Here is a 20,056-nt window from a genome sequence, read left to right as displayed (position 1 = left end):
ATAAGCAACAATCAGAATGGATACCAAAGAACTCTTAAAAAAAGTACGAAAAATAGAAATTAAAACCCGAAGATTGAGCGATCACATCTTTTCGGGAGAATATCACACGTCTTTTAAAGGAAGAGGAATGACTTTTTCGGAAGTGCGTCAATACCAGTTTGGTGATGATGTCCGTGCGATCGACTGGAATGTTACGGCACGTTACAACGAACCGTATATTAAAGTTTTTGAAGAAGAACGCGAACTGACCATGATGCTGATGGTGGATATAAGCGGCTCGGAAAGCTTCGGAACCAAAAACCAGCTCAAAAGCGATGTGGTTACCGAAATAGCGGCAACCCTGGCTTTTTCGGCAACCCAGAACAACGATAAGATAGGACTGATTTTATTCTCGGACCAGATCGAATTGTTTATTCCGCCCAAAAAAGGAAAATCACACGTGCTGCGCATTATCCGTGAACTCATTGAATTCACACCCAAAAGCAGGAAAACCGACTTTTCCCAGGCGCTGAAATTCCTTTCCGGGGTCATGAAAAAGAAAGCCATCGTTTTTGTTATTTCCGATTTTATGACTTCCGATTATGAACAGACCCTCAGAATAGCCGGTAAAAAACACGATGTTACCGGAATCCGGGTCTATGATATTCGTGAAGAAAAAATGCCTAACATCGGAATGGTACACATGGAAGATGCCGAAACGGGCGAAACACTATTAGTGAACACAAACGCAAAATCGGTTCGGATGGAATATGAAAAACACTATCAGGACAATGTGAAATATTTTAAAGAAACATTCTCCCGTTGTGGATCAGGAACGGTCAATACCCGTGTAGACGAATCGTATGTAACCAAATTACTGGGTTATTTTAAAGCAAGAACCTAAAAATGACAAAAAACAAATTTTACATAGTACTGTTTTTACTTTTCGGAGCGGTTGTTTTTGGTCAGCAAAAACCGGTACAGGTAACCGTTGATTCTACCAAAATTAAAATAGGATCACAGTTTAAACTGACGTTAAAAACCACTGTCGACAGTAGTGCACACGTCTTTTTTCCGGATAGTAAAACCTTTGGATTGTTTGAAGTACTGGAATCATATCCGGTTGATACCATTAAAAAAGATGCCCGGTACGAACTGATTAAAAGATACGGACTGACCCAGTTTGATTCCGGAAAATATGCCATACCGCAATTACCGGTAATCATCAACGGGCGCCAGTTCATTACCGATTCACTGCCTCCGGTAACGGTCACAAATGTTGTGGTAGATACGACCAAACAACAAATGTATGACATCAAAACCATCGTTACCGTAGATAAACCCATTAGTAACGTTTGGAAATACAGCCTGATACTGCTGCTGATTATCGGCATTGGCTTTTTGGTAAACTGGCTGCTTAAACGATACCAGAACAGGGATAAAAAAGAAGAAATTATCTATGCTTCTCCGATAGAAAAAGCAACCAGCCTGTTGCAAAATCTGGAGAAAAAAGAACTTTGGCAAAAAGGAGAAGTAAAAGACTATTACTCCGAAATGACCGATATTACCCGTACCTATATTGAAGAAACCATTCAGGTTCCGGCAATGGAAAGTACAACGGCCGAATTATTGACAGCACTGAAAGCCGCTGTGATTAAAAAGAAAATGGGGATTAAAAAAGATACTTTCGAAACCTTTGAAAGAATCCTGAAAAATGCCGATTTAGTGAAGTTTGCGAAATCAAAACCACTGGATTTTGAAATTGCAGACGACAGAAAGAACATCGAAAAAATTATATTCACAATAGAAAAGTCCATTCCGAAAGAAGTGGAGCAATCCATAGAAGACGAAAGACTGAAAAGAGAAAAACTGATTAAAAATCAGAAAGTACGACGTATCCTGATAGCTGTTGCAACCAGCGTTGTCCTGTTTATCGGAACATTTATGTACTACCTGTCTACAGACGGACTGGATTTTATAAAAGATAAATTTATAGGACACAGTACAAAAGACCTGCTAAATGGCGAATGGGTAAAAAGTGAATATGGAGAACCGTCCATTATTCTTGAAACACCAAAAGTGCTGAAACGTTTTCAGGAAGAAAAAATTCAGAACAACCTGCCGCCGAATGTCAGATCATCGCAGAAGTTTATCTACGGAAGCCTGATCGACAATTTCAATATTGTAATTAATACAACGGCATTTAAAGACTCTGTTGCGGCTAATAATGATGTCATCCTGAACGAGAACCTGGCGCGGTTTGAAAAAACGGTAGGAGCCAAAGGAATTATCGTTAAAACCGATGATTTTGAAATTAAAGATGGCTTTACCGGCAAGAGAGGTTACGGATCGATGACGATTTTTAACCCGGTAAAAAATGAAGACCAGCGAATGGCTTACCAGATGATTGTTTTCTCCCAGAAATTCGGAGTTCAGGAAATCGTTCTGGTATATCGCGACGAAGATGAAAAAGCAAAAGAAATAGCCGAAAGAATAATTAACTCTATTGAACTCAGAAAACTAGGCGAATAATGAAGAATGTTACGTTTTTACATCCCGAATTTTTTTGGCTGTTTTTGGCATTGCCAATAGCAATAGCCTGGTATTTCTGGAAAAGAAATAAGCAGACCGCAACATTAAAGATAAGTTCTGTAAAAGGATTTAAAGCGGCACCCTCGGTTTTGCCAAAGCTAAAACCGGTATTGTTTGTTTTGAGAATGCTGGCATTAAGCGCGATGATCGTAGCATTGGCAAGACCGCAGTCGACAGATGTGACCAATAAAACAAGAACCTCAAGAGGTATTGATATTGTTATGGCGATTGACGTTTCCGGAAGTATGCTGGCCAAAGATTTAAAGCCCAACCGTATGGAAGCGTTAAAACGGGTGGCTTCGGAATTTGTTGAAGAAAGACCAAACGACAGAATCGGACTGGTGGTTTATGCTGCCGAAAGTTATACCAAAACACCGGTAACGAGCGATAAAGCAGTGGTTTTAGAAGCGTTGAAAGGCGTTAAGTATGATAACGTTTTACAGGACGGTACCGGAATCGGTGTCGGACTGGCCACGGCGGTAAACCGTTTAAAAGACAGTAAAGCCAAAAGTAAAGTGGTGATCTTGCTGACAGACGGTGTGAACAATGCCGGATTTATTGATCCGAGAATGGCTTCTGAAATTGCAAAAGAATACGGAATCAGAGTTTATACTATCGGAATCGGGACAAACGGCATGGCCGAATTCCCGTATGCAATTGCACCAAACGGGCAATTCCTTTTCCGGATGATGCAGGTGGAAATTGACGAAAAGCTGATGAAAGAAATTGCCGCGACAACAAACGGGAAATATTTCAGAGCAACCAGCAATAAAAGCCTGGAGAATATTTATAATGAAATCAATAAATTGGAAAAAACCGAAATTGAAGAAATGAAATACTTCAACTACGACGAAAAATACAGACCGTTTGTATTCTTCGCACTGGGACTTCTGGTTTTGGAGATCTTATTGAGAAAAACTGTTTTTAGAAGCTTTATCTAGTTATGTGGGAATTTGAAGAACCGAAATATTTTTATCTGCTGGCAATATTACCCATATTGGTTTTGCTCTTTCTGATCAATCTGTATTGGAAACGAAAAAAACAAAAGCAGTTTGGCGACCTGGAACTAATTAAAAAACTGAGTCCGGAAAAATCGATATTCAAACCGGTTTTAAAACTGGTGGTGGTATTATTGGCTTTAGCCGGAATTGTACTCGCTTTGGTCAACCCGAAAATTGGAACCAAAATGGAAACCGTAAAACGTCAGGGAGTGGATATTGTTTTTGCAGTGGATATCTCTAAAAGTATGCTGGCGGAAGATATTGCACCTAACCGGCTTGAAAAAAGCAAACAGATCGTTTCCCAGATCATCAATCAGCTGGGGTCGGACAGAATCGGGATTGTAGGCTATGCAGGAAGTGCCTATCCGGTACTGCCGATAACAACAGACTACAGCGTTGCCAAAATGTACCTGCAAAGCATGAATACTGATATGGTCTCTTCGCAGGGAACCGCTTTGTCTGAAGCAATTAAACTGGCAACCTCTTATTTTGATGACCCGCAAACCAGCAAACTGATTGTACTGATCTCGGATGGTGAAGATCATGGTGAAGGATTTGAAGAAGCGGTAGAAGAAGCCAAAGAAAAAAGAATTAAGATACTGACAATAGGAGTAGGTACCGAAAAAGGAGGGCCGATTCCATTGAGAAGAAACGGGACTATTGAAGGATTTAAAAAAGATTCAAAAGGAGAAACGGTTGTAACCAAGCTTTATCCGGAAACCTTAAAAACCATCGCTAAAAACGCCAATGGCGGCTATGTGTTTGGAGGAAATACGAAAGAAGTGATCGAGTTTGTTAAAAACGGGCTGGACAATCTGGAAAAAACAGATTTTGAAAGCCAGCAAATGGCCGATTTCCAATCGCAATACCAATGGTTTTTAGGCATTGCTTTTGTATTGTTACTACTGGATGTGTTCTTCCTGGAAAGAAAAACCGCCTGGGTTAAGAAGTTGAATTTATTTAATGAAAAAGAATAATGAAGAAGTTGTTTAGCTATTATTTTTTACTATTCTCTTTTGCAGTACTGGGCCAGATTAAAGACCGGAACCTGCCAAGAGGGAATGAAGCCTTTGAAGAGAAAAGTTATTCCGAAGCGGAAGCAGATTACCGTATTTCTCATTCAAAAGTACCGGCAAGAGCAACGGCTTCTTACAATTTAGGAAACGCGATTTACAGACAAAACCAGCCTGGTGAAGCCAAATTTGCCTATATGAAAGCAATTGAAACGGCAAAAGGCAAAAGACAGAAACACAAAGCATTTCACAATATCGGAAATGTATTCATGCTGGAAAAAAACTATGAAGCGGCTGTGGAAGCCTATAAAAATGCGTTGCGAAACAACCCGTTTGATGAAGAAACGCGTTACAATTATGCTTTGGCAAAGAAAAAACTGAAAGAGAATCCGCCGAAGAAAAACGATAAAAACAAAGACAAGAATAAAGATAAAGACAAAAACAAGGATCAGCAGGATAAGGACAACAAAGGAAAAGGAGACGATAAGAAAGATCAGAACAAAGACAAAGGTCAGGATAAAAAAGATGATAAAGGCGATCCTAAAAATAAAGACAACAAAGACGGGAAAGGCGATAAAGACAAACAAAATGCCCCGCCACAGTCAGGCGGTGCTTCCAGACAAAGAATGGAAAACCTGCTGGATGCGGTAAATAATGAAGAGAAGAAAATACAGGACAAGGTAAAAGCCAGAGAAGTAAAAGGCAGTCCGGTTAAAAATGAAAAAGACTGGTAAGGGATTATAGAAATTAAGGGATTGACACACAGAAAAACATTGGGATTATAAAAAAATGAAGAAATATATTTTTCTACTATTATTAAGTTTTCAGGGATTACTCGCTCAGGTACAATTTGACGCCAGTGTGAGCAAAACTTCTTTGGGAATCAACGAGCGTTTACGGGTTGATTTTACGATGAATGAAGATGGTGATAATTTTAGTCCGCCTGCTTTTGAAGGCTTCAGAGTAGTGGGCGGCCCGAATCAGGCAGTGAGCTACTCCTGGATGAACGGAAAAAAATCCTTCAACAAATCCTTTTCGTATTTTTTGATGCCGCTAAAAAAAGGAACGCTGGTTATCAAACAGGCCTCCATTGAAATTGAAGGTAAAATTTACAAAACGGCACCCATTAAAGTAACGATCACCAATGCAGTTCAGGAAGAAGTAAACCCATACAACCCACAGCAAAAAATGGGTGAGGGAATCCATTTGGTGGCAGAAATATCCAAAACCAATCCGTACATAAACGAACCGATTACGGTTGTGTACAAGCTCTATGTGAGCAATACAGCCAGCGTGCGGAACTGGAGAGAAATGGCAAGTCCGAAATACAATGATTTCTGGAGCCAGAACATCGATATTAAAAAGCTGGTTGTCGAAAACGGAAAATACAACGGAGAAGATTATCGCTATGTGGTATTGCGCAAAACAGTGCTGTATCCGCAAAAAGCCGGAAAACTGGAAATAGAACCGCTTTCTCTGGACATCGAAGTTGATTTGCCTACAGGACGCCGCGATTTCTTCGGACGAATGGAATATGCCAGCGGGAATAAAACCGTTTCTGCCGGAGCAAAATCCATTAGTGTGCGATCCTTGCCCGAAGCCGGAAAACCGGTTGATTTCTCCGGAGCTGTTGGTGACTTTGACTTTAAAGTAACCCCATCGAAAACAACCTTAAAATCCGGGGAATCGCTGGATTTAGTAGTAAGTGTTTCCGGAAAAGGAAACCTGAAACTCTTTAACCTGCCCAAACCGGTAGTGCCAAGTGCGCTGGAAATGTATGATCCGGAACACAAGGAAAAAGTAAACACGCCGCTTTCCGGTATGCAGGGTGAAATTACCGATACCTATACGATTATACCGCAATACAAAGGAAATTACCAGATCAAACCAATGGTATTCTCCTATTTTGATTTGAGTGCCAATGCCTATAAAACCATTACGTCAAAAGAAATTATGGTAAATGTGCTGGACGGACCAATGCCAACATCGGGTGATCCTCAGGTTGCTTCGGCAGAAGGCAAACAAAATGTGGTGGCAAACGACCAGTTCCAGTTTATTAAACTGAAAACCAACCTTACGGCTGTTGCCCAAAAAGACTTTTTAGGCTCCGGGCTTTTCTATTCGCTTTTGCTGGCGCCGTTTTTAATCATCCCGGTAATCGTTCTGGCGAAGAAGAAAAAAGAAGCGATAGACGGTGATGTAGCCGGTAATAAAATCCGTCAGTCAAACAAACTGGCTAAGAAATTCCTGTCGGAAGCAAACAAACAACTGGGCAGTAAGGAAGCCTTTTATGTGGCAATGGAAAAAGCCTTACACAACTTCCTGAAAGCCAAACTGCACATTGAAACCTCCGAAATGAGTAAAGAAAACATCCGGGAATTACTGCTCTCTAAAAAAGCAGCACCGGATACTGTTCAAAACTTTATCGCCTTGATGGACAGCTGCGAATTTGCCCGTTATACTCCGGCATCTGTAGGAACCATGCAGCAGGATTATGACAAAGCAGTAACCGTAATTTCCGGATTGGAAAAACAAATCAATAATTAATCGCCATGAAAAAGTTATTATATATACTACTGTTGGTAACTCAGGTATTTTGGGGACAGTCTGCTTTTGAAAAAGGAAATGATAGTTATAAAAAAGAAAAATACGAAGAGGCGGTTGCACAGTATGATCAGGTGTTAAAATCCGGTAAACAATCGGCAGAACTGTATTTTAATCTGGCAAATTCCTATTATAAAATGCATCAGGTAGCACCGGCGATTTACAACTATGAAAAAGCGCTGCTGTTAAATCCTGACGATACAGACGTTCAGACCAATTTGAAGTTTGCTCAGAAAATGACGATTGATGAAATTAAAGTCGTTCCTAAAGTGGGCTTTTCTAAAATGATAGACGACTTGTTGGATGTGTTTCATTATGAAAGCTGGGCATGGCTTGCTGTTGGGGCATCCGTATTGTTCCTGCTGTTTTTTATAGGCTATTATTTTGCCCGTATCACCGTAGTGAAAAGAATCTTTTTCTTCGGGATGTTTGTTGTGCTGCTGGGCATGTTTATCAGCATTGCTGCTGCAATAGCAGAAAGAGATCACTATAAAAACGAAAGACCTGCCATTGTTTTTGCAGAAGTAGCTCCGGTGAAAAGCGAACCGAAAACGACGGCTTCCGATGCTTTTGTACTACACGAAGGAACCAAAGTTTTTGTGATCGAATCATTGGACAATTGGAGAAAAATTCAGCTGACCGATGATACCGAAGGCTGGATCGAAAAAGACGCGATTAAAGAACTGAAATAAATTATTGCGGCGCTGAAGAAACCGGTTCTTCCGGAGTATCCATGGTCTTAAAATCGTCATACCATTCTTTTACACTTGGAAAAATAAGCTTTGAAGTTTCCTGTATCGGATTGTAAAATAAAGATTTATCCATGGTTTCCTGAGAAAGGAAATAATGGTCAATATTGACCTTCTGGAAAAGATTTAGAAGAATACTCAGGATCAGTGCCATTTTCAGCGTACCAAAAACACCGCCGGCAATAGTGTTTAACCAGCCCATCTGGGCAAAACTGGCAATTCCGGTAAAGAGCTTTGCCAGTAAAATAATACCGACAACAACCAGGATAAAAGTGAGCCCGAAAGCAATCACTTCGATATATCTGGGATTCCACGAAACATGATTCTCAATAACGGAGCGTACCAGATGGGAACATTTTATAGCCAGAATAATACCGATAATTAGGGAAACGAATGAAGCTAGAGCTACAAAAAGACCCTGGCGGAAACCCTGGATAAAACCGTATACTAAAATGGCAGCTAAAATGATATCAAAGAAAGACATGTTATGCGGGCTTGAATTTGTTACTTTTGCAAAAAAATAAAAAAATAACTATAAAATGATGAAAAAAATACTTTTTGCGCTTTTACTGATTAATATTGTTGGATGTTCCAGTGATAACGAGGGGACAAATACAGATGGTTCTGGAGCAGGAATGAAAATAAAAAGCATTTCAGAAGTAGTTTATTACGGATCTTCAACCAGTACAAAAATTGGCAATTTTGCTTATGAAGGCAATAAACTGGTAAGTTTAACCGATCCGACAGCCAATGTTGTAACAAAATTCGTATACGCTAATAATAAGATCACGCAATTTAATGTATATCAGAACAATACTTTAGTAGCCACTCAGAATGTAAGCTATGATGGCGATAACTTAAAAACAGTTATTACCGGTTCCGGAAACACAAAAACCGAATATTTTTATGAAAATGGGATCCTGAAAGCAAAAAAAGAATCCACTTTATATGGCAATACCTGGACGGAAAATGCAGGAGAAGAATATCGTTTTGATCAAAATGGAAATGTGACGCAGGTGTTGAGTACTTCGCAATATTCCACATCGACGCTAAAGAGTAAATATTTTCACGATAACAGGAATAATCCGTTTAAAGGACAAAATCCGTATCTGAAATATTTACTGGATTTTGAATCTTTTAATGTGTTTGATGCCAATAATATACTTACACAGGAAAGATACAGCAATGCAGAAAGTACGGAACCTTATGGTACAACAACCTATGAAATACAATATAACGCCAATAATTATCCTGTTGAGATTAAAAAAATCAACAGTAGCAATAATGCATTGATTGCCAAAACGACAATAGTATACAACTAGTATAAACGATTGCTAATAATCAAAATATGTCAAGAGACGAACAACTAAAAGAGCGTTGGGAAACGCTGGTCAACATACTTTCAAACCGTTTTGCCGATGGCGAAATACTGGATTTGGATGCCATCATCTATTTAATCGGAGTACAAGAACTCGGACAGCTGAAAAGAAAATTCAAAAAAGACGAAAAGCTAAACCTGATGCATATCGCTATTTGTCGTTTGCTGGAACCATACGGCTATTATGAATTTGCTTTTTTTGACGAAGACGGATGGCCGCATTATAATGTAAAAGAACAATTACCGCCTTTAAAAGCCGGAGAACAATCGGTACTGATGAAAGAAGCGATTGTAAATTATTTCCTTGAAAAGGAATTGATAGATTAAAAATCACAGCGGCAAAAACATACAGAACGGACCTTTTGAAAAGAAATTTATATGCGAAAAGCTGTGGAATCTGATTTCAAAATCCGTAAATTTGCCCTTTATTGAAAGACCGATGATTGATAAGATAAAAGAATACATAGGCGAAGCGCAGGCTTTTACTACAGATAATAAAGAAACCCTCGAAACATTTCGAATCAAATTTTTAGGAAGCAAAGGACTTCTTAAAGATTTATTTGCGGAATTCAAAAACGTGCCAAACGACCAGAAAAAAGAATTTGGACAGGTGATCAACTTATTAAAGACTACTGCAGAGGATAAAGTAAAATCCATTCAGGACGCTTTGGAAAGTAAAGAAGAAGCAAAAGGAATGTATGGGGATTTATCACGTCCGGGAGAACCTTTGGTTATCGGATCGCGTCACCCTATTTCAATTGTAAAAAATCAAATCGTTGATATTTTCTCCAATATCGGATTCAATGTTTCCGAAGGACCGGAAATTGAAGACGACTGGCATAACTTTACCGCATTGAACCTTCCGGAATACCATCCGGCAAGAGACATGCAGGATACCTTCTTTATCCAGACAAACCCTGATATTTTGCTGCGCACGCACACCTCATCTGTTCAGGTACGTTATATGGAAGAAAACAAACCGCCGATCCGTACGATTTCACCGGGAAGAGTTTTCCGTAATGAAGCGGTTTCCTCCCGTTCCCACTGTATTTTTCACCAGGTGGAAGGATTGTATATTGACCAGAATGTATCTTTTGCCGATTTAAAGCAAACCTTGCTGTATTTCACAAAAGAGATGTTCGGAAAATCAAAGATCCGTTTGCGTCCGTCGTATTTCCCGTTTACCGAGCCAAGTGCTGAGGTGGATATTTACTGGGGACTGAAAACGGAAACCGATTACCGTATTACAAAAGGAACCGGATGGCTGGAAATTATGGGCTGCGGAATGGTAGACCCTAACGTATTGAAAAATTGCGGCATCGATGCCGATAAATATAACGGATTTGCTTTCGGTATGGGAATAGAACGTATTGCCATGTTGTTATACCAAATCGGAGATATTCGTATGTTCTATGAAAATGACGTACGATTCTTGGAGCAGTTTAAATCCAGTATTTAAAACACCATAATGACGAACAGCCTGTATTGCGGGCTGTTCGTTTTATTTTTTATTCACGTTCTTCTGACGCTCAGAAGCCTTTTATAGTATCCTTGCAATGAAAAAAGACATCACAATCCCAAAAGTAGAAAACGTTTATGTAGCCGCTATTCAGGAGTGGAATGACGACTTTATGGAAAATTCCTGGTATGCCTATTTAATCAATGACGGTGAGGCAACTTTAGAAATGGCAATAGTTGTTTCCAAAGCATACGGGCTGATCGATGGGGAAGAACGAAAAACAGGAACGTTTCGCCATGCTTTTAAGGAAGTATTGCCCAACTCGGCTGTAAAAATAGAATTGCTGGAAAACAACGTTTTGCAGCTCAACAATGAATTCATGCTTACCTTCTTTATCGGAGGTACACTTTACGATAAAAACTACGTTTTTAGAGCCAATACCATCGATAAAAGTGCTTTAACGGAATTGCCGGTGTTGACAAAACAAGGGATTTTAGGGAAGTAAATTGTTTTTATAATTGGTCTGTTCAGGAAAATTTCACAACTTTATAGAAATTTTACAGCACCATTATAATGAAAAAGCACGCTTTACTTTTCCTCTTTTTACTACAAACGCTTACCACTTTTTCTCAGAAAAACGATTACGCACAGTATGTGAATCCGTTTATAGGAACCGGCGGGCACGGACATTCCTTTCCCGGAGCAACTGTTCCGTTCGGAATGGTGCAGCTATCACCCGATACCCGTATTGACGGAAGCTGGGACGGCTGCGGCGGTTATCATTATTCCGATCCGGTGATCTACGGCTTTTCGCATACCCACCTTAACGGTACCGGAGTGTCCGATTTTGGCGATATCATGCTGATGCCTACGATGGGCGAACCGGCTTTGGAAAACAAAGATTATGCGTCGGCATTTTCACATAAAAACGAAAAAGCAACTGCCGGTTTTTATGCCGTAAAATTAGACAAACACAACATCAATGTGAGCCTGACCGCTGCGACTAGAGTCGGTTTCCATGAATACACCTTCAATCAGGCCGGTAAAGCCAATGTTATCCTGGACCTGAATCACCGCGACAAACTGCTGATGGGTGATGTCCGGATCATCAACAGCCATACGGTTGAGGTTTTGCGAAGAAGCGAAGCCTGGGCGACAGACCAATATGTTTTTGCGCGTATTGAATTCAGCCAGCCGATGCAGATTACCAAAGTCCGCAACAATGCCTTTGCTCCGGCAAAAATTACCGATACCTTTTTCGCCGGAAGCCAACTGGCGATCAGCTTTAGTAAAGACGTTAAAAAAGGAGAAAAAATATTGGTAAAAGTGGCGCTTTCGCCCACAAGCTACGAAGGTGCTGCCAAAAACATGACGGCAGAAATTCCGGACTGGGATTTCGGGAAAGTAAAAAAACAGGCAGAACAGCTCTGGAATAAAGAACTGTCCCGGATTGAAATAAGTACTTCCGACAAGGAAAAACAAACCATTTTCTATACGGCATTGTACCACACGATGATGCAGCCCAACATTGCGATGGACGTGGACGGCATGTACCGCGGACGTGACAATAAAATCCATAAAGCCGACGGCTTCGACTATTATACCGTTTTCTCCCTTTGGGATACCTTCCGCGGAGCGCATCCGTTGTATACCCTGATCGATAAAAAAAGAACCTCCGATTATATCAATACGTTCCTGAAACAATATGAACAGGGCGGACGGCTGCCGGTTTGGGAACTTGCTTCCAATGAAACCGACTGTATGATCGGATACCATTCCGTTTCGGTAATTGCCGATGCGATGGCAAAAGGAATAAGCGGTTTTGATTACAACAAAGCCTTTGAAGCGGCAAAACACAGCGCGATGCTCGACCATTTAGGACTGGATGCCTACAAGAAAAACGGATTTATCAGTATAGATGACGAACACGAAAGCGTTTCCAAAACACTGGAGTATGCCTACGACGACTGGTGTATTGCCCAAATGGCCATGCAGCTGAACAAACCGGATGACTACCGGTATTTTATGAAACGTTCCCAAAACTGGAAAAATATTTTTGACAGCCAGACAGGATTTATGCGTCCGAAGAAAAATGGCGGCTGGGACAAACCGTTTGACCCGAGGGAAGTGAATAACAATTTTACCGAAGGCAATAGCTGGCAGTACTCCTTTTTTGTGCCTCAGGACATCAGCGGTATGATTGAAGCTTATGGCGGAAAAGAAAAATTTGAAGCCAAACTCGATGAAATGTTTACCGCTCCGTCAGCAACTACCGGAAGAGAACAGGCCGATATTACCGGGCTTATCGGGCAGTATGCACACGGAAACGAACCGAGTCACCACATGGCCTATCTGTATAACTACATTGGCAAACCGGAAAAGACACAGCAAAAAGTACACTACATCCTGGATGAATTTTATAAGAACACACCGGACGGACTGATCGGGAATGAAGACTGCGGACAAATGAGTGCGTGGTATGTGCTGAGCAGTATGGGAATTTATGCGGTAACACCGGGAATGCCTTTGTGGAGTACGACCAGGCCGTATTTTGACAAAATCAAAATTAATTTTGAAGACGGAACGTCCAAAACAATTACGAAGGATACTCCGGCGGAAACATTAAAAAACATAGGACTAAACAAGGAAATTGTGGTGCTGAACTTAAATCCGAAAGATAAAATTGTTCCGGTTCCGGCAATTGAGGCAGAAGGTAAGGCCTTTAAAGACAAACTCACGATTGCCATAACCGCAGGCAGTAAAGATGCTAAAATATATTATTCCGACAGTTCTAAGCCGGGTACAGGCTTTAGTGTTTACACAAAACCGTTTGTCATTGAAAAATCGGCGGTGATCAAAGCCTATGCAGAAATTAAAGGACAAAAAAGCAATGTAGTGACCGCTTCCTATTTTAAAAAAGACAACAATTGGACAATAGCCCTTACATCAAAATACAATCCGCAATACCATGCCGGCGGACCGGAAGGACTGATCGATGGGATTTTAGGAACTGAAAACTGGCGAAAAGGCGACTGGCAGGGATATCAGGGACAGGATTTTGAAGCGGTTATCGATTTGAAAAAACAAAGACCGGTTTCTGCAATAACCGCCCGTTTTCTGCAGGACAGCCGCGCCTGGATTGTAATGCCTGTTAAAGTGGAATTCTATTTATCGGACGATAATGTAAACTTTAAACTGGCGGCAACGGTTGAAAATACGTTAAATCCAAAAGTAACCGACAATACGATCATTCCTTTTAAAGCGAACACAAAACAGGCAAAAGCCCGCTATGTGAAAATCATCGCCTACAATTATGGTAAACTGCCGGAATGGCATCAGGGAGCCGGAGGGGATGCCTATATTTTTATTGATGAAATACAAATACAATAATCAGCCTTAGGGTAAAAAAAAAGCAAGTCTTAAACGGACTTGCTTTTTTTATAGGCGGTTATTCTTTGACCGGGAATAAGAGCGATGCAATTACCGAAAGAATCAAAATACTGCCCACAATGAGCAGGGATACCGGTGACGATATGTGAAAGATCGGAGCGATAAGCATCTTGATACCGATAAAACTCAATATAATCGCTAATCCGTACTTCAAACGGCTAAACATATACATGAAGTTGGCTAAAAGAAAATAAAGCGCTCTAAGGCCTAAAATAGCGAATATGTTCGACGTGTAAAGGATAAACGGATCGTTTGGCGCAATGGCAAAAATGGCCGGAATACTGTCCACGGCAAAAATCAGGTCGGTAAACTCAATAACAGCCACAACAACCAGTAAAGGCGTTGCCATTTTAATACCGTTTTTAACGGTAAAGAATTTATCGCCGTCATAGTTTTCGCTTACTTTAAAAAAGCGGTGTATCAGTCTTGCACCCGGACTTTTGGTAAAATCTTTATCACCGTCGTCACTGTCTTCTGCAAACCAGGATTTGATTCCCGCATAAATAAGGAAAATACCAAAAACGGTCAGGATAACATTAATTTTTGCCGCATGTCCGAAAAGGATCATTTCCGGTAAATACGTCATGTTGATCAGCTCCACACCGGTGAAGATAAAGATAGCACGGAAAACCAATGCCCCGATAATCCCCCAAAACAGTACTTTGTGATGCAGTTCTTTGGGAACATTAAAAAATCCGAAAACGAGTATGAATACAAAGAGGTTGTCCACCGAAAGCGCTTTTTCAATCCAGTATGCCGACTGGAACTGGGTAAACTGCTCCAATCCCATATAGTAATAAATGACCCCACTGAATCCCATCGCGAGTGAAATCCATACGATGGACCATGCTAAAGCCTCTCTGTTAGAAACCACATGGCTGTTTTTGTTAAAAACGCCCAGGTCAAGTAAGAGCATTACAAGGATAATAATCGAAAAGGCGGTAAGAATTCCCGGATGGTTAATTAAGTGGTCCATAATGTTGTCTTTAATTTTGTGCGAAAATAAAACTTCTTTTTTTCTCCAAGGGAAAAGATTGTAAATATCTTGTAATCAGTATTTTGTAGTGCTGTTTTGATGAGGCTGTCAAAAAAGTACAGCACAAAAAAAAAGAATTTAATACATTGTAATCCAGTGTTTTAAATTCTTTTTTGGGGTCCGGAAACGGTAAAATCTCCGGTAACGTGAAAAATGAAAAAAATTAATCTAATTTTTCCGTTAGCTTTTTAAATACTTTTTTAGGCTCTTTTCCTTCATATAAAATGTCGTAAACCGCATCTATTATTGGGGTTTTGGCCTTATATTCCTCATTCAGCTTATACGCGCTTTTAGTGGCATAATAGCCTTCGGCTACCATGCTCATTTCCATCTGGGCAGATTTTACAGTATAGCCTTTCCCGATCATGTTCCCAAACATTCTGTTACGCGAGAAAACGGAATAACCGGTAACCAGCAAGTCACCCAGGTAAGCAGAATCGTTGATGTTGCGTTTCATTTTGTGAACCTTCTTGATGAATTTCTTCATCTCGCGGATAGCGTTGCTCATCAGTAACGCCTGGAAATTATCGCCATAGCCCAGACCATGTGCAATACCGGCAGCGATAGAATAGATATTTTTAAGCATTGCGGCATATTCCGTACCGACAATATCATCAGAAATTTTAGTTTTGATATAATGGCTGTTCAGGTTTTTAGCCATTACTTTTGCCGTTTTGGTATCTCCGCAGGCAATCGTTAAATAGGAAAGACGCTCCAATGCCACTTCTTCTGCATGGCAGGGACCGGTAATAACGCCAATATTATCATAAGGAATATCGTACACACTGTGAAAGTGTTCGCCAACGATTAAACTCGTTTCCGGTACGATACCTTTAATGGCCGAAAAAATAACTTTATCCTGCAGGCTAACCGTTAGTTTTTCCAGTTCACCGCTCAAAAAAGCCGATGGAATGGCAAAAATCACATAATCGGCATAGGCAACCGCCTCGTTAATATCGTCTGTTAAGATTAGTTTATTGGTATCGAATTCAACGGAACTCAAGTAATTCGGATTGTGTCTGTTTTGTTTGATATGTTCAATAGCATAGGTACTTCTCATGTACCAGGCTATTTCTGAAAGATTTACGCACAACATCTTTGCAATGGCCGTAGCCCAACTTCCCCCGCCTATTACTGCAAATTTCGGATTGTCACTCATTATCATTTTTGTTTGTGAATCCAAATGTACTTAAAAACATAGGAACAACAAAGTATCGATTGTAAAGAAATCAGAACGGAAAGAGAAAGCTAAAAAAATCAAAACCAAAAAAGTGGCACGCAAATTGGATATCGTTACTTAAATTAAAAAAGGAGACTTATGAAAACGATAAAATTACTCTTAGCCCTGCTAATGATACCGCTCACATTTTCATCTTGTACAGTGGCAGAATATGGTGATGATTATGTAGATGACGGTGCGACTTTACCGCAGTTAATGCAGCGATATGAATTGTGGTATGTGGATTATGAAAGAACAACAGGCCCCGGTGATATTCCTTTTTTATCAAGAGCGTTTACCCTTTCGCTGGTAAACGGAACCCTGTTTGCAAACAATAACCTTGTGGGGATCGGTTCCACCGGAAACGGCTTTGGTATCAATGTGGGATATTATGATTTTTATCCGGGTGAAGTGCGTTTCTTTCACAACGTTTACGGACAGTATAACTTAGAGGTTACCCGTTTGAGTGCCAATGAAATCCGGCTGTACAACCGCAACCTGAATACATCCTATTATCTGGTAGGCTATCAGCGCAACAGCTTTGATTACAACCGTTTGTTTTATGATAATATTACCTATTTCCTGCAGGAATATAAAGCCTGGGAAAAAGTATATACCAGTAACGTAGGGGCGCTGAACGATTTTGACCACGAAAACTTCGTACAGTTTTTATCCGGCGGGAATAATTTCCGTTCTTCACAGGATGCTCCCGGTACTCCGGTTAATAATATCTATTGGGATTTTACAGGGCTTTACGGGATTCAGCAAGTGCCCGGTAACCCGTATCAGAAAATTTTAACATTAGATTATGATTTCTGGGGCAATGAAGGCTTTAGATTGACCGTTATTAATGACAGCAGGATTCGATTGTTTCACCAGGCATCCGGTACTACTTATGAATTTCAGGGAAGAGGATTTATTCAATACCTGAAAGAAGGCGGGATGAAGAGAGTGAAGCAGCAGGACCTCAAGTTAAGTTAATTAAAATAGTTACTATTTTTTGTTTTTGGTGAAGAAAGGCGCTCTGAATATAATTCAGGAGCGCCTTTCGTTTTTAAGTCGTGTTATAAAAAAGCTTTAGTAGCTCATTTCCACAATTTCGCGGACTTTATCTAAAGTGATGTTCTGGCGTTCTCCCATGGCTTTCCAGCCTCTCTGGTCAAAACGTTCCACAATAAAATCGGCTGTTTTTTTATAATCCGGGGTATAATTGGAAATCTTGGTTTCCATACCCATTATATGGAAAAACTGAACTGTTTTTTCAATTGCCTGTAAGGCTTTTTCTTCAACGGTAGTACCGGTAACATTCCAGATGCGTTCGCCGTACTGTGCTAATTTTTCTTTTTTGGTTTCAAATAAGGCACGGTACAGATTCGGGCCAATGATGGCCAGTGTTCTGGCATGGTCAATTTCGTATAAAGCGGTTAACTCATGTCCGATCATGTGTGTGGCCCAGTCGGTTGGAACACCTTTCTGGATCAGACCGTTTAAAGCCATCGTACAGCTCCACATAAAATTGGAAGCCAGTTTGTAATCTGTCGGATTGTCCGCCACACCCGGACCAATTTCAATTAAAGTCTGCAGGATACCTTCGGCAATGCGGTCCTGTAAAAGCGCATCATGAGGATAGGTAAGGTATTGCTCCATCACGTGGGTATAGGCATCAATCACTCCGTTCTGCAATTGTCTTTTCGGTAAAGAAGCAATAACGGTAGGATCACAGATGGAAAATTTCGGAAACAGTGCCGAACCGCCAAACGACAGTTTTTCCTGTGTTTCATTGATCGTGATAACGGCTCCGGAATTCATTTCGCTTCCTGTTGCCGGTAAGGTCAATACCGTTCCAAACGGCATGGCGTTTTCCTTGATTAAAAGTCTTTTGTGAAGAATTTCCATAGGATTGCCTTCGAAGTTAACGGCTGCCGAAATGAATTTAACACCGTCAATCACAGATCCGCCGCCAACAGCCAGGATAAAATCCAGCTTCTGCTCTTTAATAACCGCAACAGCTTTCATTAATGTTTCATAACGGGGATTTGGTTCAATACCTCCGAATTCTACGATTTCAAAACCGCTTAAAGCCGTTTTTACCTGATCGTAAACACCGTTTTTGAAAATGCTGCCACCACCGTAAGCCAGTAATATTTTACTGTTTTGCGGAACCAGCTGGGCTAATTTTTCAGTTTGTCCTTTTCCAAAGACTAAATTGGTAGGATTATATAGTTCAAAATTTAACATAGCGATTTTGATTTGAATTATTTACAGTTCAAATTTAGGGAAGATTATTCCAATCACTTTTAAAACTATGTTAATAGAAAATAAAAAAATAACGCTGATTGTCAGCGTGTAAAGGTTATTTTTTATAGAAAATATTGTGGTCGATATACTCCCAAACCTTGCCGGGCAGCATGGGGGTAATGTTTTTTCCTTTTTTGATGTTCTCCCGGATAAAGGTAGAGGAAAGCTCAATGACCGGAGCACCGACTCTGTGGATTTTCGGGTGATTGATGAACTCGCCGGAAACAATTTCGGACGAAATTCTCGGATAGACATAAATGTTGTGATTGTTCAGGATCACTTCATAGTTTTTCCATTTGTGCAGCGAATTCAGATTGTCTTCACCCATAATCAGTGAAAATTCGTGCTGCGGATATTTTTCCTGCAAATGTGCCAGCGTATTAACCGTATAATTGGGCTGAGAGAGCTTAAACTCAATGTCGGAAGGCTTTATTTTGGGATATTCGGATGTTGCTAAAAAGACCATTTGCAGCCGATGGTGATCGTCCAGTAAGGTGTTTTTCTTTTTGTGGGGATTGTGTGGTGTTACAATCATCCAGATCTGATCCATATCGGTATTTTCTGCCATGTGATTGGCAATAATCAGGTGGCCGATATGGATGGGGTTGAACGTTCCGAAATAAAGCCCTATTTTCATTTGCAGCGTTATTTTATGAATGTATTCCGATAATAAAGGGAAACTATTTTACAAAATCTCTAACCAGTTCGTATGCTTCCTGTTTGGCAGTGTCCAGATCATAGTTTTTTATGATTTTGTCAAACTGCGGCGCTGTAGCCAGCTCAACAGATGCCTTGGCGATACGCATGTTGATCTTGTCTTCACTTTCGGTAGAACGTTTTTTCAAACGGATCTTTAATTCGTCAATACTCGGAGGTTTCACAAAAACCGCTAAGGTTTCGTCTGGAAACTTTTTCTTGATACGCAATCCGCCGGCAACGTCAATGTCGAAAATAACATTTTTGCCTTTGGCCCAGATGCGTTCCACTTCGGTTTTTAAAGTACCGTAAAAATTATCGCGGTAAACTTCTTCCCACTCTAAAAAATCTTCGGCTTTAATGTGTTGTTTGAAGCTTTCCAGCGAAATGAAATAATAATCGGTTCCGTTTATTTCTTCACCTCTTGGGGCGCGGGAAGTAGCCGAAATTGAAAATTCAAGGTTCAGATCTTCTTTGCCCAATAAGTGTCTTACAATTGTTGTTTTTCCGGAACCGGACGGTGCTGAAAAAACAATTAGTTTTCCTCCTGTATTCATGCTGTTGTATTGTGAAGTTTTAGCT

The 20,056-nt window shown here is 40.4% G+C and carries 19 protein-coding genes; 13 read left to right on the top strand and 6 right to left on the bottom strand.

The features are described 5' to 3' along the window. The first annotated feature begins 16 nt into the window (after positions 1-16). From B3394_RS14635 to B3394_RS14605, 7 genes are read left to right on the top strand one after another with little or no spacing between them, the layout of a single operon-like run. On the top strand, positions 17-883 hold the full coding sequence (locus B3394_RS14635; RefSeq protein WP_177731065.1) for a DUF58 domain-containing protein: 867 nt from the start codon (positions 17-19) through the stop codon (positions 881-883). 2 nt (positions 884-885) lie between these two features. Beyond that, positions 886-2,511 carry a hypothetical protein gene (locus B3394_RS14630; RefSeq protein WP_286925968.1) on the top strand — a complete coding sequence of 542 codons (1,626 nt, stop codon included), beginning with the start codon at positions 886-888 and terminating at the stop codon, positions 2,509-2,511. Then, complete coding sequence (locus B3394_RS14625) at positions 2,511-3,512, top strand: vWA domain-containing protein (protein WP_177731068.1); 1,002 nt, start codon at positions 2,511-2,513, stop codon at positions 3,510-3,512. The genes B3394_RS14630 and B3394_RS14625 overlap by 1 nt, the downstream gene beginning before the upstream one ends. Positions 3,513-3,514: 2 nt before the next feature. Then, positions 3,515-4,549, top strand: a complete 1,035-nt coding sequence (locus B3394_RS14620) for a VWA domain-containing protein (protein ID WP_286925966.1) — start codon at positions 3,515-3,517, stop codon at positions 4,547-4,549. After that, complete coding sequence (locus B3394_RS14615; protein ID WP_273245951.1) at positions 4,549-5,319, top strand: tetratricopeptide repeat protein; 771 nt, start codon at positions 4,549-4,551, stop codon at positions 5,317-5,319. Before B3394_RS14620 ends, B3394_RS14615 begins: the two co-directional genes overlap by 1 nt. 55 nt (positions 5,320-5,374) lie before the next feature. Further along, positions 5,375-7,132, top strand: a complete 1,758-nt coding sequence (locus B3394_RS14610) for a BatD family protein (protein ID WP_286925964.1) — start codon at positions 5,375-5,377, stop codon at positions 7,130-7,132. A gap of 5 nt (positions 7,133-7,137) precedes the next feature. Then, positions 7,138-7,881, top strand: coding sequence for a tetratricopeptide repeat protein (locus B3394_RS14605; RefSeq protein ID WP_286925962.1), 744 nt, complete (start codon positions 7,138-7,140; stop codon positions 7,879-7,881). Between the two features lies 1 nt (position 7,882). Here B3394_RS14605 and B3394_RS14600 read toward each other — a convergent pair whose 3' ends face one another. Further along, positions 7,883-8,422, bottom strand: a complete 540-nt coding sequence (locus tag B3394_RS14600; protein ID WP_177731078.1) for a CvpA family protein — start codon at positions 8,420-8,422, stop codon at positions 7,883-7,885. Positions 8,423-8,477: 55 nt separating this feature from the next. Between B3394_RS14600 and B3394_RS14595 the strand changes: the two genes are divergently transcribed. The 5 genes from B3394_RS14595 to B3394_RS14575 all read left to right on the top strand — a co-directional run bounded on the left by B3394_RS14595 (position 8,478) and on the right by B3394_RS14575 (position 14,165). Further along, entirely contained in the window at positions 8,478-9,260 is a 783-nt protein-coding gene (locus B3394_RS14595) for a hypothetical protein (protein WP_286925959.1), read from the top strand. A gap of 26 nt (positions 9,261-9,286) precedes the next feature. Further along, entirely contained in the window at positions 9,287-9,643 is a 357-nt protein-coding gene (locus tag B3394_RS14590) for a hypothetical protein (RefSeq protein ID WP_177731080.1), read from the top strand. Between the two features lie 112 nt (positions 9,644-9,755). Further along, a complete protein-coding gene (gene pheS / locus B3394_RS14585) occupies positions 9,756-10,775 on the top strand; it encodes a phenylalanine--tRNA ligase subunit alpha (protein ID WP_177736166.1) in 1,020 nt (339 codons plus the stop codon). A gap of 97 nt (positions 10,776-10,872) precedes the next feature. Continuing rightward, a complete protein-coding gene (locus tag B3394_RS14580) occupies positions 10,873-11,280 on the top strand; it encodes a hypothetical protein (protein WP_273245961.1) in 408 nt (135 codons plus the stop codon). Positions 11,281-11,348: 68 nt separating this feature from the next. Beyond that, positions 11,349-14,165 (top strand): GH92 family glycosyl hydrolase, encoded by a 2,817-nt coding sequence (locus B3394_RS14575; protein ID WP_286925957.1) that lies wholly within the window; start codon positions 11,349-11,351, stop codon positions 14,163-14,165. A 58-nt stretch (positions 14,166-14,223) separates the two neighbouring features. Here B3394_RS14575 and B3394_RS14570 read toward each other — a convergent pair whose 3' ends face one another. Together B3394_RS14570 and B3394_RS14565 are read right to left on the bottom strand one after the other, a co-directional pair. Further along, on the bottom strand, positions 14,224-15,201 hold the full coding sequence (locus B3394_RS14570) for a TerC/Alx family metal homeostasis membrane protein (protein ID WP_177731093.1): 978 nt from the start codon (positions 15,199-15,201) through the stop codon (positions 14,224-14,226). Between the two features lie 223 nt (positions 15,202-15,424). Further along, positions 15,425-16,420 (bottom strand): NAD(P)H-dependent glycerol-3-phosphate dehydrogenase, encoded by a 996-nt coding sequence (locus tag B3394_RS14565; RefSeq protein ID WP_177731095.1) that lies wholly within the window; start codon positions 16,418-16,420, stop codon positions 15,425-15,427. 159 nt (positions 16,421-16,579) lie between these two features. Between B3394_RS14565 and B3394_RS14560 the strand changes: the two genes are divergently transcribed. Further along, positions 16,580-17,461, top strand: a complete 882-nt coding sequence (locus B3394_RS14560) for a nicotinic acid mononucleotide adenyltransferase (RefSeq protein WP_177731097.1) — start codon at positions 16,580-16,582, stop codon at positions 17,459-17,461. A gap of 96 nt (positions 17,462-17,557) precedes the next feature. Here B3394_RS14560 and B3394_RS14555 read toward each other — a convergent pair whose 3' ends face one another. From B3394_RS14555 to gmk, 3 genes are all read right to left on the bottom strand, one after another. Beyond that, positions 17,558-18,718, bottom strand: a complete 1,161-nt coding sequence (locus B3394_RS14555; RefSeq protein ID WP_286925952.1) for an iron-containing alcohol dehydrogenase — start codon at positions 18,716-18,718, stop codon at positions 17,558-17,560. Between the two features lie 115 nt (positions 18,719-18,833). Beyond that, positions 18,834-19,415 (bottom strand): nicotinate (nicotinamide) nucleotide adenylyltransferase, encoded by a 582-nt coding sequence (gene nadD, locus B3394_RS14550; protein ID WP_286925950.1) that lies wholly within the window; start codon positions 19,413-19,415, stop codon positions 18,834-18,836. Positions 19,416-19,458: 43 nt separating this feature from the next. Next, complete coding sequence (gene gmk, locus B3394_RS14545; protein ID WP_273245966.1) at positions 19,459-20,031, bottom strand: guanylate kinase; 573 nt, start codon at positions 20,029-20,031, stop codon at positions 19,459-19,461. Between the last annotated feature and the right edge of the window lie 25 nt (positions 20,032-20,056).

Source organism: Flavobacterium sp. UBA4197 (assembly GCF_002379575.1).
GTDB classification, from domain to species: Bacteria; Bacteroidota; Bacteroidia; order Flavobacteriales; family Flavobacteriaceae; genus Flavobacterium; species Flavobacterium inviolabile.
Note: the sequence above shows the minus strand (reverse complement) of the source record. Positions and strands in the feature narration are given on the sequence as shown.